Origin of the sequence: Lachnospira pectinoschiza, assembly GCF_900103815.1 — a bacterium.
GTDB classification, from domain to species: domain Bacteria; phylum Bacillota; class Clostridia; order Lachnospirales; family Lachnospiraceae; genus Lachnospira; species Lachnospira pectinoschiza_B.
This window is the reverse complement of the sequence record NZ_FNHZ01000003.1, coordinates 40,739-58,573: the sequence shown is the minus strand read 5'-3', so window position 1 is coordinate 58,573 and position 17,835 is coordinate 40,739. Positions and strand designations below refer to the sequence as shown.

Sequence of the window (17,835 nt, the reverse complement as noted above, 5' to 3'; positions counted from 1 at the left end):
GATATGAATTACAGATTAATTAAGCCAACAATCGATAGTAATAAACCAGAAACACGAGACTTTATTTTTTTGACTTAGGAGGTTTTTCTACATGATTAGACTTAAAAACTTTTTTAAGAAAGCACTAGCCTGCGCCTTAGTAGCCACAACTGTTATTACGACTAATTTTACATATAACAGTACTCTTACTATGGCAGCAGATGAAACTACTGAGGAAACATTTTTTGAAGATGTTAATTTGTCCGATTTTTACAATTGGAAAAAGGGTATTTATCAAAGCAATGGTCATTATGATGCATGGAATTCTTTTCTATCAACAAAGGAGTATATGAGGGTTACTCCTGGAGAAGTTTATAAAATTTCTTGTTCAAGCTCTGAATACTACATAGTTGTGTCTCAGTTTGATGCGGATTTTAACATAGTTAGTTATGATGATACTATCTATGATGGTTCGGAAGTGATAATTAAGGACACAACAAAGTATGTGACAGTTTCTATTTACAATCCATCGAATTATTCAATGACGTACACTAGATTTTCTGATCTTTTTGCAGATGGTTTTACAATAAGCCAGGAAAAAATCACGGACTACTCTAGTGATGTTAGTAAGACAAATCTTAATAATCCGGGACTTTGGAAGCGAGGTCTTATAAGTACTGACGGTTCTAAGATTCTTAATTACACATCTTATATGTGTCTTAGAAATCTAGTAACTGTGGACCCTTCAAAGACTTACGTTTACAAAACTAATATTAGTTCTCTTCGCTTAATTATTAATGAATTAGATGAGAATGAAAAAGTAATTCAAAGGGATGAAATCACAAACGAGTCCACCATAAGTTTTAATGAAAAAACAAAATATCTTAGTATTTCAGCCTACAATGCTAGCGATTATAGCTTAACCATTGGACAGTTTAGATATTATCTTGAGAATTCAACTTATAGTTTAAGTCTTCAAGCTACAGAAAATGCTAGTGAGGAGGAAAATACAAAGACTCCTGATGAAAAACCAAGCACTGAGCCTGAGACTGAGCCTGAAACTCCAGAGCAGCCAGCAGATGAGGATTTAGTAGTTAATGAAAATGTACTTACTAGTCTAGATTCTAGTCTTGAATGGGTGGCTGGATCTTTTGATGAAAAGGGACAAGTTAAAGATATTAATGATTATATTCGACTTGATAGTTATTATTTAGTAAATCAGGAATCTATAAAAATAACAATGCCAAACAATTTCCTACGTCTGATTATTAATGAATATGATGAGAATAAGAACTTCATAAAGTCGGTGGACTTAGGTAATTGTGACATTTTCACAGCAGATGAATCTGCAAAATATGTAACTTACAGTCTTTACGAATACTCTTGTGAGGAAGTTTTAGAGCTTGAGACTAGCGAGTTAATTAGTCATATTGATACAGCAATTGATTTTACAGTGATTGAGGACCTTGAAGCTATTAGAGAGGATGCTGAGAGCCTAACAAGTGAGGTTCACAAGGGCACTTTAAGTAATGCCTCAAATTACAGATACGGTCACTACTATTCTTGGGGCGGCTATTATGAGCAGGCTTCAGGGGTTTACTGTACTAGAAATAAATATGCTATTCAGGCAGACAAAACTTATTATTTAAATGTTAACGATTCCCGCATGCAGCTTGCCCTAGTGGAATACGATTCTGAGGGTAATACTATTAGATATGTGGATCATTTAACTAATGGTAGTAAGTATGAGCCTTCCCAAAATGCTTGCTATGTAGCCTTTAACCTATCTTCTAGCGTTTGGGGCGTGGATGTTTTAGGACTTCTTGATGCAGGACTTACAATTGATTTAAATACAGAGTATTACTGTACGGGTCTTGAAAGCGTTGATATTGACGATTTTGATTTTGCAGATTTTACAAATTACCAGATGGGAAGTTTTTCAAGCACTGGTTTTAATGTAAGTGCCGATAGCCTTGCAACTAGCTGTTATCTTGATCTTTCAAAGGCAGCAGATACTTATAGAGTTAATTTAGATAACCATTATTTACGAATGACAATTGTGGAATATACAGAGGATGGAACTTATGTAAAGACAACAACATTCCAGTCAGGGGAAATGTTTACACCAGATGATACAACAGCTTACATAGGAGTTTATATTAAGAGAAACACTTCTTCTTATAGTGAAAGTGATTACAGAACATTTTTCAATGACAAACAAACTGTTAGTTTAACAGAATTTACAAGCTATAAACACAACACAACAATGAATGCTATTTCAGCTACAGAATTTATGAACACTATGAATGTGGGCTGGAACCTAGGTAATTCCCTTGATTCTCACTACGGTGACAGAACTGGCACTGGGGTTTTAAATCAGGAGACAACTTGGGGAAATATCGTAATAACTGAGGACTTAATTGAATATGTTAAGGCTCAGGGCTTTAACACAATTAGAATTCCAGTAACTTGGTATTACAATACTTATACTGATGAAAATGGAAATCTTAAGGTAGTTGATGACTGGTTTGAAAGAGTTCAAACTGTTGTAGATTACGCAATTAAAAATGACATGTATGTAATTTTAAATACTCACCACGAGCAACCAATTATTTATGCTGGTACTTCAGAGGACAGCTTTAATCAGGTTTTATCAGACGCCGAGGATCTTTGGACAGAGATTGCAACTTACTTTGCAGACTATGATGAGCATTTGATTTTTGAGAGTTACAACGAGGTTGATAATGTGGCTCTTAGCTGGAATTATAGTGATACAGCAGCTGATCAGATGAACCAGTTAAATCAGCTTTTTGTTGATACAGTTAGAGCAACTGGTGGAAATAATTCAGAAAGACTTTTAATCGTTCCTACCCTACTGGATGGTTACGAAAGTAGCTTTAGAGATGCATTTTCATTACCAACAGATAGCGCTACGGATAAGTTAATCGTGGAGGTTCACGACTACTCTACTGCCTTTGACCAGGATATTGATTCTTTATTTGAACCAATTTCAAACTGGTCTGCAGAAATTGGCGCACCAGTGATTATTGGCGAATTTGGTACTAAGCCTAACTACTCCCCTAGCGAATACAGAGCTGAGGCCGCAAGTAATTACGTAGCTCGTGCAGCGGCTTATGGCATAAAATGTGTATACTGGGATGATGGTAACTTAAATAATTACGGCCTTGTAAACCGTGTGGATTACAGTCAGTCAAATACAGAGGTTTTATCAGCTATTGTAAATGCAGCAGCTTATGAGACTTCAAATAAAACAACTTACAATTCAATGGATAGCTTTGTTTGGATGAGCTTGAATCAGTCAACCGGCGCCCTAAAGGAAGATAAATACTGGGGCACTATTGTTACTGATATTGATGGAAAGGGCGTTGAGATTCCAGAGGGCGCCGAATATTTAACAGTGCTTTTATCAGTAACTGGCGAGTTCTATCAGGCAAGAGTACACTACGTTCACTTCTACGATGAGAACATGAACGTCCTTCAAACAAACAACTCTTCTTCAGGAAATCTAATGGCAACCTACACAATTCCTGAGGGTGCAAAGTATGTCCGTGTGGGAATTAACAATAGCTACATGGCTTGTAAGGAGCAAATGTATGCAAGCTACTTTAATTCAGGACTACTCTCTCTCACACTTGGTTTTGTGGATTTAGATGATAGCGGCAGCTACGTGAAGGTGGAGTAGACGGCGGGCCACCGGTGCGTTGGCTTGCTTCGATATTATAATGAAAAAAAGAGACCTAATATCAGGATTTTATCTTGATGTTAGGTCTCCTTTTGCATTATACTTTTAAGGATTAATTATAGCAGACATTTAAGAAAGGACTAGATTTAGACTAGATTATAGATATGGCAAGTAAGGTTATTAATAAGATTAAAGATAGAATGCTTTTAGGTTCGATTTATGATAACATAATGTTAAAGACAAAATATAAGGGGGAGCATCTTTCCTTTAATTACAATGTTATGATGGGGCAAAAGCACAGAATGCTTTATTATAAAAGACTTAAGAAGGAATATTTGGCAAAGGTTAGCGCTAATAGACCTTGGGAAAATTTGGAAAAAAGAGACAACAATGATCAGGTTTGGATTTGTTGGTTTCAGGGCTTAGAGGCAGCGCCAGAGCTAGTTAAGATTTGTGTTGATTCGGTAAAGAAACATTTGCCAGGTAAAAAAATTACAATTATTACTGAGGAAAATTATGGCGATTACGTTGAGATGCCAAGACACATTTTAGAAAAGAAGAAAGCGGGAATTATAAGCTATACTTACTTTTCTGACCTTGTAAGACTTGAGCTTTTGACAAAATACGGCGGATACTGGATTGATTCTACTGTTTTATTGACGGGTTCAAAGTTTGTGGAATTTACAGATAAGATGGATTTCTTTGCCTACTCTTTTTATTATTTTGGCTTTAATCCGGAGATTATGACAATTAATAACTGGTTTATGAAAAGTAAGACAAACAACAATATTTTAAATCTCACAAAGGAGCTTTTATACGCTTATTGGAAGGATTATGATAGGGATTTAAACTACTTTATTAACATGCTTTTTATGACTATGGCGGTGGATTTCTATAAAGAAGAATTTGAGAAAATGCCAATCGTTAGTCAGGTAAATGCTCACGTTCTTGCAAGCTACATGGGCGAGGAATTTGACGAGCTTAAGTGGGAGCTTTTAAAGAGCATGACAGATGTTCATAAGCTTAGTAATAAGTTTTCCCAGAAGGAAACTAGCGGGGAGAATACATTTTATAAGAGATTGATGGCTAGAGAGTTGGATTAATAGGGAGGAATTATGCCAAAGAACGTTTTTACACAACCAGAGATTTCCCAGGTTAAGGATTTGACTTTGAAGTTGGCGAAGGCAAACAAGCAGCTCTCTAATGAGCATAAGATTAGAAATCAGATGCTTGCAAACATTTCCCATGATTTAAGGGCGCCAATGACTGCAATTAGAAATGCGGTTGATTACCTTAACACCTTTGAGGGTGAGGAAATGCCAAGTTCTGAGGAATTTCATTCTATTATTGCCATGCTTGATAGACGTAGCACAGTTTTGGAAAATTTAATTCAGGACTTGTTCTACCTCACTTCACTAGATAATCCTTCTCACAGATATAGTTTTGAGAGGGTCAACATGAAGAATTTTCTCAAGGAATATTACATTTATCTCTTGGAGGATAGCCGTTTTAAGACTAGAAAGCTAGAGTATTTAATTGGCTATGACCTTGAAGCCTTCTGTAGCATTGATATAGACACTTTTACCCGTACATTGGACAATTTATTCATAAATGCATTTAAGTACTCAAATGAGGGCGACAGTATTAAATTAGATGCATATATAAAAAGGAGAAAGCTTGTTATTTGTATTGAAGATACAGGGATTGGCATTGCTAAGGAAGATGTAGCAAAGATTTTTGATAGATCTTACACAGTTTCAAATGCAAGAACTCCAGAGTCGGTTACAGGTAGCGGACTTGGCCTTGCCATTGTGAAATCCATTATTGAACATCACAAGGGAAAGGTTTACTGCGAAAGTGAATTAGGGGTTGGAAGTAAGTTTTTTATAGAGCTTCCTCTAATTAAGTAGATTTGTGAAATAAAACATATAAGCTTTAGATTTGTAAAAATGGGACATGAAAATTTCTATAAGGATAAAAATAAGACCTCTGCAAAATTGCAGGGGTCTTATTTTTATCCTTATCTTATTTAGCTTCAATAAAGCCTAATTTTTTAAGATTTTCTAAGAAACTAATTGTTGCACCTAAGCACTCGTCTTCTGAGACATCGTACTGTGCTCTTAGATTTAATACTATATCTTCAACCTTTGTATCTTCTTGGATTATATCCCAAATTTCATTAGCTGCTCCTTTTAAAAGGAAGTATTTTCCAGTTTCAAAATCAATCATTGCCTTGTCGCCATCAAGTTCGGCAACCTCAAGCTTTTTTGTCAAATGGATTCTAGTGCTTTTATCCATAAGTTCCTCCTCAAATAAATATGTGAGATCAAAAAAACATAAAATTTTTTCTTATTATATAATACTTTATTTTAAAAAAATGTCAATTTAAAATTGATAAAAAATTTTCATTATAAGTAAATAAAACTAATATTGATATTTCCTGACTCTCTTTGAAAATTTGTAAAATTTTTAGATGTATTTTCCAGACATATATGGTAAAATTTTTACACATTATTATATTTTAATGAGGTTTTGATAATGAGAAAGATTAAACGATTATTTGAGCTATGTTTTAACTTTATTTTTAAGAATCATGAGAAGTTAATGACTATTCAGGCAGTTATAGTTTCTGCTTATTATTTTAAATGTATCTATAAGATTCCGGCTAAAAAGCTAGAGGAAAGATTTGGGACGAGAGGTGTGGAATCCCCTGAAAAAGAGGATCTTGAAAATCTTAAACTTGCAATGCATGTGGGAGATAGAGTTGCTAGAGTTACAACTAAAGCTCCTTGGGAGACTAAGTGCTTGTGCAGAGCTTGGACAGCCCAGTATCTTCTAAAGAAGAGACATGTTCACTCTACAATGTATCTTGGCATTGGCAAGGATGAAACTGGCAAGATGGTGGCTCACGCATGGTTACGATGCGGCCAGGTCTTTGTTACTGGGGGAGATGGTAGCGACTATACTACTGTTGCTAAGTTCTATGTTTAGAAATGAAGTGACGAAACGAATTGAAAAAATGAGACATAAAAAGACAGTCAAGGCAAGGTAATGCTTTGGCTGTCTTCTTATATATCTTAAATTGTATGTTTATTCTCAATCTTAATTTCTCTATCACAGTATTTTAGGACGCTTGGTCTATGGGTGATGAGAAGGCAAGTTGGTCTTGGGTTAAGTTTTTTGATGCCTTCTAAGACTTTGATTTCAGTCTTTTCATCAAGGGATGAAGTGGCTTCATCTAAAACTAGGAAAGGTGCCTTACGAACTAAGGCTCTTGCGATGGCTACTCGCTGTGCCTGTCCTTCTGAGATACCATGACCTCTTTCCCCAATAACTGTATCAATGCCCTTTGGAAGCTCGCTTATAAAGCTATCTGCAGCGGCCATTTTAATGGCCTCAAGGATTTCTTCTTCTGTGGCATTATAATTGCCCATTTGGATATTTTCGCGGATTGTGCCGCTAAAAAGTGTGTTACCCTGTGGGACATAGGAAATGAACTCTCTTGTAGAAGCGTTGGCGGGCTCTGATTCATTTTCCTTATTATAAAAAGAAATCAGGCCGCTTGCTTGGTTCATAAAACTCATAATAAGTCTTACAAGAGTTGTTTTACCAATACCTGATTCACCAACGATGGCAACGAATTCGCCAGGCTTGATGTCTAAATTCACCTCTTCAAGGACTAAGTCTTTTTCAGTGTAACCAAAGTTTACATTATCAAGCTTTACACCAACATTTGTTGAGTCAATCTTGTTTGGTAAACGGTCTTCTGTCTTAATGTCCTCAAGCTCAATGATTCGGCCAGCAGAAGTAAAGATAGAAACAATTTTAGGTAGCTGCTGTGCAAGGTTAATGATTGGAGCCTGAACTCTATTGACAAGAGTAAGGAAAATCGACATTGTACCGTATGTAATTGAGTTATTTGATAACTGAATGGCACCAAAGGCAAAAGCTGCGATATAGCCAAACTGGAAGGCAAAATTAAGGGCTGATGAGCTGGCAATACCAACCTCGGCACGCTTTAATACCCACTTAAATCTGTTATCACGTAAATTTGTAAGTCTATCTACTGCTTCATCTTCGATTGTGAAGGCCTTTACAATAAGTAAGTTAGCAAGGCTTTCCTGAACAAAGGAACGATAAGCAGATTCTGATTCTTGCACTTTCTTCTGGTATTTGTGCATTTTCCTAGCAAAAGCATAGCTAATTAAAGCTGAGAGAGGCGCTAGAATAATGGCAAATATTGCAAGAAGTGGCTCATAATAAAAGAGAGTAAAGAAGGTTGCACAAAGTTCAAAGAAAAGTTCGATGATTGTTGGTATTGTATTGACGATACCGTCTGCAACATTTCCTGCATCACTTGTAAAACGGGTCATTAAATCCCCTGTGTGATACTCTTTTATGTCCATCCAATGAGCATGAATAATCTTCTCATAGACTTGCTTTCTTATGCCAAATGAAAAGCGCTCGTTAAGCATTATTGAAACGAGACTATTAGCCACCGTAAAGGCGATGTTTACAAAGATCATAATAAAGTAAATGCCAATAGCCCAGGCAATAATGTTGCCACCTGTTGCTGAATCTATAATGGTCTTTGATAAAAGTGCCATAAGTATAGAAAAGACTGTGGCCATAATATTAAAAAACATAACCAAGATGATTCTTGGAATGTAAGGTTTCGAGTATGAAAATAACCAGCTGATGTATTCTTTCTTAGATTTTATCTTTGCCAGTTTTGAAAAAAATTTATTCACTAGTTCCTCCAAGTTAAATGATTTTTAGAAAAAAATAGAAGGGCTTAATTAAAGCCCTTCCAATTATAGTTTCCACTAAGTAAAAAGTCTATAAAAATTTCATAGAAAATTACCAAATCCAACCCTTACCGAAGAAACCATAAATATTGAAACCAGAACAGTTATCTCCACTAACTTCTTCTGCCCAACCTGAAATATCTACTGTATATCCAGGAGTAGTGCAGCTAGTTGTTGGTTGTTCATAGCCGTATCCACGGTCACATGCTGTATCCTTAATTTCAAATTCTTCGATTGCAGGTGTCTTCCAATTCTTCATAATTGAATCTCCTTTACTACGAAGTTAATAACGATTATGTAAGTTATTAATTAGTCTTCTGCACCTGATGGGAAGCTAACCCAAAGGTTACCATTTTCATCTGTTCTAATAGCATCGAAAGAAGCCTTAATAACCTTACCCTGTGCTGTTTCTGTAATTTCTAATACTTCTAATTCTGGTGTTGTCCAAGTTCTCATTTTAAAATCCTCCAATTTAAATCTTCTTCATTTTAATTTCATTAAATCATTAATCTAATAATTAGCTAAATCTTATTCTTCAGCTCCTGATGGGAAGCTAGCCCAAAGATTGCCATTTTCATCTGTTCTAACAGAGTCAAATGAAGGCTTAATAACCTTACCCTGTGCTGTTTCTTCAATAGCTAATACTTCTAATTCTGGCTTTGTCCATGTCTTCATAATGAAGTCCCTCCTTTTATTTCTTAATTCTTTTTTATTATATTATGAAATTGAGGTTTGTAAAGCAATCTAACAACTTTGTAAGAATTAAATCTTTGTGAAATAAAAAACGAGTTTCGCACAAATGCCCTATTTATGCGGTCGGAAACTCTGTTAATTTACAAGGTTTCCAAATTCGGATAGACTAACCAAGCATAGAGTTTCCTGTATTTGGTCACTGTTTATCTGCTCTTTCGCTTCTAGTTCTTTTTTAAAGTTTTCTATTTTTTTCTTATCAAAGTACTCTAAAAGGAAAGGGTTTCCTAAGCTAGATAAAACCTTGCTTTTTAGCTCATGCTTCCAAACCTGATTTACTCTGTAAGCATAATCAGAACTTTGTAAGCCACGTCGATTTACAATATCAAGAATTTCATCTGGCACGATGCCCCTCATATAGTCTCTAACCATGCGACGCTCCACACCATTTTTAACAAAGCAAGAAGGATCTGCCCTAAAGCAAAAATCAATTATTCGCTTATCCTTTGCGGGGTCCCTTATAACAAGGCCATAAATAAGGCTAAGACGAGTGTCAAAGAGGCCTAGATGCTGTAGGATTCTAGTGTCGTAAACGTAGCGCTCAAACTGCTTTCTAGAGTCCATGTAGCTACCGCCCTCTCTAGTGAAATTCTCCTTTATAAGCTGCTTTATCTTGTACTTTTCAATTAAGTCTGCCCTTAGAAAATGTTCATCTATAGCAGAGATATCTAGGAAGAATTTATTCATAAATGTCTTTAAAAAGGTCTTAAGGAAGTATTTTTTAGAGACCTTACGGTAGTTGCAAAAAGCCTTGGCTTCTTTTAGTGCTGTGGCAAATTTACATTTTCTTAAATCCTGATAAACCCTTGATAAAATCTTGCCGTTAGAGATTGTGGAATTGCCGTACTGACCCTTTAACATGACCTTACAGTCATTGGCACTTGCAAGCTCGTAAATCTCGCTAATCCAAGTGTAGTTAACTAGGGATTTGTGAGGGAGCTCTGTTAGCTTAATGGTATTTTCTAAATCTGAGAAGGCAGTTTTTCCTTTACAATCTACAAAGTTTGGTTCAAGATTATCGTAGTATTTTTTGATTATCTTTGGGCCAAAGGATTCGTCATCAATGGCGTATTTGTCACTATCTGTGCTGGCTAGATAGTCCTTTAGAGGTACAGAGGTGTAGGAATAAAGCTTCTTATCCTCTTTTTTAAGTTCCTTTAAGGCAAGGCAGGCAACAGAGCTAGAATCAAGGCCGGAACTTAAGGTACAGCCTGTATTTTTCTCAGATCTAAGTACTGATTTCACGCAGCTATTTAGGGTGCTTACAAAGGCCTCTCTCCAGTCTTTATCACTTTTATACTTTAATTTGTTTTCCTTGGCTTCCTTTGCAGGATTGTAGTAGCTGTGGGACTTGATTTTACCATTTTTTATGAAAATGTAATGGCCAGCCTCAACGGTATATATGCCCTCATAGGCAGACAAATCCACCTTGTAGATCATGTCTGGATTTGCAAGGGCGGAAGCTAGGCTAATCCACTCTTCGTTTAGCTTATAGCTTTTTTTAGTAGTTTCCTTTGTGGCCTCCTTAATACTATTAAGTAGGGTTCCAAAGTAGATATAATCCCCATCTAGGGCATAATGTATAGTTCTAGTTGAGGTGTGGTCTGTGTATAGATAGAATTCCTTGCTATCTAGATGGTAAACTGCAAAGCTAAATATACCTAAAACTTTTTTTGGAAAATCTGGACCAAAGCTTAGGTATGCGGCATAGATAAGTTCCTGGTCAGAAATCTTCTCACATGCTTTTTTGAAAGAATCAGACATTGAATCAGCCTCATCTTCTTTGAAAAATTCGGACATATCAGTTACAAGATTTTCCTTTACTAGAGGAATTAATTCTTCCCTATTATCAATCATACAATCTGTGGCAAAGACGATTTGTCTTTTTTCATCATAGTATGGGGAGATGCTGTAGTGATCTTCTTTTGTGAAGTATTGCTCGCCGGAAACAAATACGAATTCTGGATTTGTTTGGACGTTAATTTTATCGATTTTATAGCCCTGCAGACTTTTAGTCATTGCGCTTTTAATGGCCTCTAGGTTTTCTAGGCCACCTGTTGTTTTAATTACGCCGGATATTGCTGCCATAATTTTTCCCTTCCTTTATATCTAATTTTAGCCTAAATCCAGCGCTACTAGATTTAGGCTATTAGGTAAATTTATAATTCTATCTTAAAGAAATCCTTTACAATCTCTAACTGCTCTTTTGTACTATCTATATTTTCTGGGCGAGTCATGTGGAGGATATCTAGTTTAGAGGCGATTTTAAGGCATCTTGAGAAGTCCTTAATATCTGTCTTTAGCTCGCGCATGGCTGGGAATAGGAACCAGTTTGTATAAATAGCTGCTACTTTATCATTACCCTTAATGGCTTCATACTGGACTTTATCAACATCTGCTGAATGGTCAAGGACAATCATGCCAAGGCACTGGGCAGGTTCGGTTGAAAAACCTTCAGTTCTTGAAAGGGCAAATTTATCCTTAGTTTCATCGATGTAACGTAAATCTTCTTCCTTTAGGCCGTTACGCTCAAGGGCATCCCTACAAAGCTTTTGCTGTGGGAAGGCTGGGTAAGCAAGAAGCTTATCCTCTTCTATATTTACAACCACTACGTCGTCTGAGATGAGGCTCGCATTAGTTGTATCAAGGATACGAGTTGTTAGAGTGGATTTTCCACTACCACTAACTCCTGAAATTAAGAGAGCCTTGCCATTAATTCTTACGCAGCTGCAGTGAATTGAGTGCATATCTCTTTGCCAGAATAAAAAGGCAATACAGTAGCCAAGAATAAAAGGGTGAAGATTTTCTTCACTGGCATTTTCTCTTTTATAGGCTGTGATATATTTTCCCTCTCTAATTCCAAAGAAGCCCCAGCTATTAGTAAAGTAGCTAAAGTGTCTATCAATCTTTGAATCTAGCTCTGTGTCTGTAGGCAACTCCTTTAAAATTTCTTCTGGTAACTGCTCATTAGTAATAATAATATCGGCGTCGTCTTTGCTAATTTCATCAATGCTAACACACTGATAAAGCTCAAATTCAGACATTACCTTCTTTCCATAGAGTTTGTAGTAGTACATTTTCCTTTAGCTCCTTTTCTTTATAAAACTCTTAACCTTGTTAGAAATCATCTTAAAGCCGTCAGTATTGTGATAAAAAATTATGTAAATAAGGGACACAACAAGTCCAACGAAAATGATTTCCACAATTAACTTTGGCCATGAATCAATAGTAAATCTATCTAGTAATAGCTTAAGTAAAACACAGCTAGCTAGGGCAATAAGCGCATTTTTAGCAATTGATGTGTAGTAACCTGTAGCACTTTTATCAAAGAAATCCTTAAATAAAACTATTGGTTCATATAAGAAGTAAGATGAAAGTCTTGATATAACTGTTGCAAGTAAAATTCCTGCAAGACCAAGCCAGAGGCCTAAAATTACTGATAAAACAATATTTAGGATGGAACCTGCAAGGGAAACATATTTTGTCTTCATGTAAAGACCTGTGGCATCTCTGTAAACCCAGAAAGGCTGTAGGATACATGAAAGGTATGTATTTAGTGTAATTGCCACTACTGTTAAGAAGTCGAGGGTATAGTTAGCGCCTAACCAAACTGTGATAAAGTCGTTAATTACAAGGAAGAATCCACAAGTAATAACGCCGCTCATAATAAAGGATAGGGACTGAATACTTACAAAGACTTCGTATCTTTTCTGGCTATTTTCCTTGGCAATAACATTACCGATACTAGCTGTTAATGCGGAGAAAATGATTTGCAAAACGAGAAGTAGCTTCTGACTTATCATAAGATAGTTAGAGTAAAGTCCTGCAATTCCAATACCAACAATCATGGAAATAATAATGTTATCCGTTCCTGTAAATAAGGTGTTACTTAATTTGTAAATTACAACTGATCGCAAATTTTTATAAATACTTTCCCTGTCCTCTTTTGAAAGCTTTTCCTTGTTCTTGATGTAAGGATAGTATTTCTCGGCTTTCCTTGTGGCAATTAGATTTCTAATAAACTGAAGCACAACGCCTATTGCAAGATAGACAATGTAGTTTTGCCATAAAACAAGGGCTAGAATCTGTAAAAATGTTTTTCCAAAAGAAATGTAAATATTAATGGAAGTTAACTCATAATTCTTTTGGTCTGCTGTAAGAATAGTTGTTTTATATACAAAAAGATATGAAATAATTACTCCAGCAAGAGAGAATAGATAGTAAACTTCAAGAAGTGGTATATCTGTTTCTGTCTTTACAATTACACGTAGGAAAGGCACTAAAATAAGGCCAATTACTGTAATTGAAATTGCTATAATTCTATAGACGTTACTATAGAAGGTTACAAGTGCGGCTAATTTTTTCTCATCCTTCATAGCAAGAGGCTTGTAAAAAGAATAAGCCATTGCTGTATTAAAGCCTAAATCTGCCATGGATAAAAGGTTTAATACATCCGAAAAAACACTGTTAATACCTAGATATTCTGCACCTAAATATCTAATAAATACGGTTCTTGATACAAAGCTAAGGACCATAGCCACAAATTGAGAAGCAAAACCCCAAGTCATATTTTTAGCAGTTTGTTTTGTTCTACTTTCTTTACTCATAAATCCTCCAAATTACTCATCAGTTCTAGTAAAGTCTAAGCCCATATTCTTATATAGGTCTACGATTGTCTTAGCTTTTGTAGTATCTACGCGAGTTAATTCAATTCTTCTCTTTCGACTTTCCTTATGTGTAAGGCCTTTTGCCCCTCTAACAAGCCAGTAGTAAGGCAAAAGTTCAGGGTGCTTGTTAAGCTTTGGATAGAATTCCTTCATGTAGGAAATTGGTGGGAAGAAGAACCATTTTCCCTTAACCACTTTTTCAATATCCTGGTTTTCTTCCTGCTTAGCAAACTGGCTAAAGAAGCCGTTTTCACCCTTACCATATACACCACAATCAAGCATAAAGTAGAATAAACTTTTTTCTAGACTGTCTAATTCCTTCTTTTCTAACCAGTCATAGGCAAGGCGTCTTGACTGGAATTCGAAGCTTGATAGACCACAAACTTCTAGCTCAGTTTCTAGCTTTTCGTAGTCTAATTTATTCTTAAAATGTTCTAAGTAGACATAGATATCTACTAAATTTCTAATGCCACATCCATTTTCATAAAAATGTTTCGCCATATGAGCAATCATGTAAACATAGAAGTCTTCAATACTAAGTTGGTAACAAGCCTTTGTGCCTTCCTTAAGAGTTGCTCTTTTAACCTGATAATAATCATAGATTTTCTTGTCTACATTTTTATCAAATAAAGCCCAATGAGCCTCAACAATCCAGTGAGGTTCTTTTCTATAAACGTCGTGAATCTTGACAGAATCAATAAGCTCATAGCCCATGAACTTAAATAATTCTCTAGATCTATTCATGGTCTGGTCATAGATCATAAGGTCAATGTCCCCCATTTGGCGAAGTACAGACTTTGGATAGATTTCCTTTAAAATTGAACCCTTCATTAGCATATAGTCGACGCCGTAGTTTTCAAGGTTATTGGAAATGTTTTTTACCTGCTGTCTTTGACCTAGGTCAATGAAGGTATCTGTTGCTAGTCTTGCCTTAATTAACTTCTTGTATTTTTCATCAATGTCTAGCTTAGTTAAGGGCTCTAGTAAAATGTATTCCATCTGATGTAGACTAGCTAGCCTGCACAAATCCTCAATATTTACGCCTTCATAAACACTTTTAATTTCTTCTTTTTCTAGTGATGATAAAATTAAGTCTCTTAAGAAATCAATGTTGATTGTGTTATTCATGATTAAAGCTCCCCCTCTATTTTTAAATTTCGTTTGTGTACTTTAAGATATAGTCTTTTCTAGTTTCAAAGAATTCTCTGATTGTATCTAGTTCACTAGAATATGCAGAGGATAAAGATCCACTAGAGATAAATCTCTTGTAACTATATTCAGTACCTTTTTCAAGCATGTCTGTGACTGCTGTTATGGCTTCGTTAACATTTTCCTCACTAAAAGTATTATTAGCGAAGTCTTCCATTGTCTGGATAAGCTTAGCTCTAAACTCTTCGTTGTCAATTAAAGACATAAACATCTTATCGTCGTGGAAAGCGTCGAAAAGATAAGAGTTAATAGTTGCGGAAGCAAGTCCGTTTGCGCTTGTATTTTCCATAGTTCCATCTAATGGTGTATAGATATAGCGCCACTTTCCATCACTATATTCTGTCTCGCCGTCCTTGGAAACTGTTCTCCAAACATATTTTGTATCTGAATCAAGGTAGGCATTAGATAAATATAGATTTGCTGCCATAAACTGAATGTAGCTATCCATATCAATTCTTGCCTCTGCGTAGTCGTAGTTATCTTCATCAGCCATGTCATGCTTTGCAATCCAGCTAACAAGGTCTGCGTATTCTTCACCGTATTCTGAGTGATTGCTATTAGAAACCTCTCCTGTAGTTGTTGAAACTACTACGTCACTTTCATCTAGAGAATAAGTATCAGCAATATAGCCCTCATCAATAGTTGCTCGTAGGCAGTAAAGTCCCCAGTATTCGCCGTTAATAAAGACGGAAACTGGTGTTAGGCTTAAGCTTGCTACCTTAGTGTCCTCTAAAAGATTGGCAGCTAAGTATTCTCTTATCTTATATGTGTTATCTGTAAGATTTGTTGTAAGTGTTAGGCTATTATTAGTGCCACCAAAGAACTTATTAAGGCTTGAGCCCTCCCAGTTTAAATCTGAATCTGAGCTTAAAAGTAAACTCTTTTGAGATGTGGAAACGGAGTAGTCATTAATTACGCTAAGCTTAAGATTTCCCTCATAAGTCTTATCCTTACTCTTTTCATAATATTCAACTGTTACGTCCTTTTCATCAGCTGTTAAGAAGTTAGAGTAATCAGAAGCCTGAAGACCTCTAGCAAGAGCTGATTCATAGCCAGTACCCTTTACATAAATACCATTAAAATAATCTGCAAAATCCTCTGGATTTATTGTAATTGAAAGGCAAGCGTAGTTTTTAACATCAGAGCTTGATTTCTGGCCGATGTAATAAGTCTGAGTATAGACATTAGATACATTTCCATCAGCATCCACAGCAATAGCTCTAATTACTGTTCCCTTACTTGAGCTTGTAGTAACATAAGAATCGTTATTCTGCTCTGCTACTTCGTTAGTAAGAGTAAGGTCTGTTCCACTAGCATTGCTAATCTTAATTTCATCTGTATAAAGATTTGACTCTGTAGTTGGAGTCTCACCATTAGTTGTATAGTAAATTGTCTTACCCTCAGCTGCTTCAAGGCTTAGAGAGATGTCGTTATCATAGTAACCACCATAGACACTAAAGCTTACATCATCAGTGTTTTTAACAATTGTAGCCTTTGAGTTGTTGCCATTTTTTGTCTGGCTCATAATGGCTGTAGATGTAAAGCTTGTATCTGTGTAGCCAAAGCTTTGATCTGCTGTAAGAGTTGGAACTGTTAAATAGCGGCCTCTAGTTCCAAGATAGTTTTCCATTGTATCATCCCCAAGGCTTACAATGTCATGCTCGCCGCTTCCAAGTGCTAGACCTGTTTCTACTACTAAATATTCCTTAGAATCAAGACTTGTATTATCCTCAAAACTATAAATCTTTTCTCCGTTAAGATATAGAGAAAGATTTGAAAGGTCTGCCTCTGTCTGGTCGTTATTGTAGAGCTCTACATAACCACTAGCACTAACTTCATTTATATATACATTTTCTAAATTCACATTAGAATTAAGGGAAATGTCTGTTGCTGTTTCTAAATTCTCTAGAGTTTTTTCTTCATCCTTTTGGGCCATCTTATCACTGACGATGATAATGGCAAGAATTATGATGATTACAACACTTATTGCAATTATTATCTTATCTCTAGTTTTAAACTTATTCTTTGAAGCCATAATTTCCTCCATTTTTATTTCTAGCTTTTTTGATTAGTCTTATAATTAGCATTACTAAACAAGCAAGTATTGCGCCTATGAGCCCACCAGTTATATTAGTGATAATATCTTCCACTTCAAAATAACCACGACCTGTGATTAACTGCACGGTTTCGATAGTTCCACTAGTTATAACGCTGTATAGGAAGGGCAATAATAATTTTCCAATTAAGCCTTCTTTATAATGAGCCACACTAAGAATAAAGCCCCAAGGCATAAAGAGCGCTATATTTAAAATGTAATAAATAGACGCTGTTATAGCACCGACTTCTCCTAAATTTTTTAATAGTAACTTAGTTAATGGGAGCCTTGTTGGGTGACAGATAAATTCAAAAAATGTTTTAATCACCGTCTGGGTAACTCTAGTATCTAAATTTATTGTGCCCCTTGAGCCCTCTTCTCTATTAAAGAAGGTAATGCTAAGCAATACGCAGGCGTAAGCAAGTATTGCAATTATTATTGTTTCATCTAATGCCTTAACCTTTCTAATTTCTCTTTTTGAAAGAAAAAGACATATAGAATGTGTTATCAATGCAAGCCCAAAGACTGCTAAAATTAATAGTCCATATGAAACGCTTTGTGTTTGTTGATCAAATATTAATTTAAATAGCTCGTTATAGCTAATCTGTGTGTAACCATCCATAG

15 protein-coding genes are annotated in these 17,835 nt (G+C 35.7%); 4 read left to right on the top strand and 11 right to left on the bottom strand.

Going from position 1 to position 17,835, the window contains the following annotated elements; all coding sequences use genetic code 11:
- Positions 1–91: 91 nt before the first annotated feature.
- The 3 genes from BLQ66_RS06090 (at position 92) to BLQ66_RS06080 (ending at position 5,592) form a co-directional block, all read left to right on the top strand.
- A complete protein-coding gene (locus BLQ66_RS06090; protein ID WP_074521408.1) occupies positions 92–3,682 on the top strand; it encodes a glycoside hydrolase family 5 protein in 3,591 nt (1,196 codons plus the stop codon).
- Between the two features lie 164 nt (positions 3,683–3,846).
- Positions 3,847–4,785, top strand: a complete 939-nt coding sequence (locus tag BLQ66_RS06085) for a capsular polysaccharide synthesis protein (RefSeq protein WP_074521407.1) — start codon at positions 3,847–3,849, stop codon at positions 4,783–4,785.
- A gap of 12 nt (positions 4,786–4,797) precedes the next feature.
- Complete coding sequence (locus BLQ66_RS06080; RefSeq protein WP_074521406.1) at positions 4,798–5,592, top strand: sensor histidine kinase; 795 nt, start codon at positions 4,798–4,800, stop codon at positions 5,590–5,592.
- 115 nt (positions 5,593–5,707) lie between these two features.
- On the opposite strand, the gene BLQ66_RS06075 is transcribed toward BLQ66_RS06080, so the two are convergent.
- A complete protein-coding gene (locus BLQ66_RS06075) occupies positions 5,708–5,980 on the bottom strand; it encodes a PqqD family peptide modification chaperone (RefSeq protein ID WP_027431495.1) in 273 nt (90 codons plus the stop codon).
- 240 nt (positions 5,981–6,220) lie between these two features.
- Between BLQ66_RS06075 and BLQ66_RS06070 the strand changes: the two genes are divergently transcribed.
- Positions 6,221–6,673, top strand: coding sequence for a lasso peptide biosynthesis B2 protein (locus BLQ66_RS06070; protein WP_034245987.1), 453 nt, complete (start codon positions 6,221–6,223; stop codon positions 6,671–6,673).
- An 86-nt stretch (positions 6,674–6,759) separates the two neighbouring features.
- Here BLQ66_RS06070 and BLQ66_RS06065 read toward each other — a convergent pair whose 3' ends face one another.
- The 10 genes from BLQ66_RS06065 to BLQ66_RS06030 all read right to left on the bottom strand — a co-directional run bounded on the left by BLQ66_RS06065 (position 6,760) and on the right by BLQ66_RS06030 (position 17,833).
- Positions 6,760–8,433, bottom strand: coding sequence for an ABC transporter ATP-binding protein (locus BLQ66_RS06065; RefSeq protein WP_083330287.1), 1,674 nt, complete (start codon positions 8,431–8,433; stop codon positions 6,760–6,762).
- Between the two features lie 109 nt (positions 8,434–8,542).
- Complete coding sequence (locus BLQ66_RS06060) at positions 8,543–8,749, bottom strand: hypothetical protein (RefSeq protein ID WP_074521404.1); 207 nt, start codon at positions 8,747–8,749, stop codon at positions 8,543–8,545.
- Between the two features lie 50 nt (positions 8,750–8,799).
- Entirely contained in the window at positions 8,800–8,946 is a 147-nt protein-coding gene (locus BLQ66_RS11895; protein WP_143452984.1) for a paeninodin family lasso peptide, read from the bottom strand.
- Between the two features lie 72 nt (positions 8,947–9,018).
- Positions 9,019–9,165, bottom strand: coding sequence for a paeninodin family lasso peptide (locus tag BLQ66_RS11890; protein WP_143452983.1), 147 nt, complete (start codon positions 9,163–9,165; stop codon positions 9,019–9,021).
- 153 nt (positions 9,166–9,318) lie between these two features.
- Positions 9,319–11,328, bottom strand: coding sequence for an asparagine synthase-related protein (locus BLQ66_RS06055; protein ID WP_074521403.1), 2,010 nt, complete (start codon positions 11,326–11,328; stop codon positions 9,319–9,321).
- A gap of 71 nt (positions 11,329–11,399) precedes the next feature.
- Entirely contained in the window at positions 11,400–12,317 is a 918-nt protein-coding gene (locus tag BLQ66_RS06050) for a phosphoenolpyruvate carboxykinase (ATP) (protein WP_074521402.1), read from the bottom strand.
- A 6-nt stretch (positions 12,318–12,323) separates the two neighbouring features.
- Positions 12,324–13,847, bottom strand: coding sequence for an oligosaccharide flippase family protein (locus BLQ66_RS06045; RefSeq protein WP_074521401.1), 1,524 nt, complete (start codon positions 13,845–13,847; stop codon positions 12,324–12,326).
- Positions 13,848–13,859: 12 nt separating this feature from the next.
- Positions 13,860–15,035, bottom strand: coding sequence for a nucleotidyltransferase domain-containing protein (locus tag BLQ66_RS06040; protein ID WP_074521400.1), 1,176 nt, complete (start codon positions 15,033–15,035; stop codon positions 13,860–13,862).
- Between the two features lie 22 nt (positions 15,036–15,057).
- Positions 15,058–17,151, bottom strand: a complete 2,094-nt coding sequence (locus BLQ66_RS06035; RefSeq protein WP_074521399.1) for a CotH kinase family protein — start codon at positions 17,149–17,151, stop codon at positions 15,058–15,060.
- Entirely contained in the window at positions 17,135–17,833 is a 699-nt protein-coding gene (locus tag BLQ66_RS06030) for a VanZ family protein (protein WP_074521398.1), read from the bottom strand. The genes BLQ66_RS06035 and BLQ66_RS06030 overlap by 17 nt, the downstream gene beginning before the upstream one ends.
- Positions 17,834–17,835 lie beyond the last annotated feature (2 nt).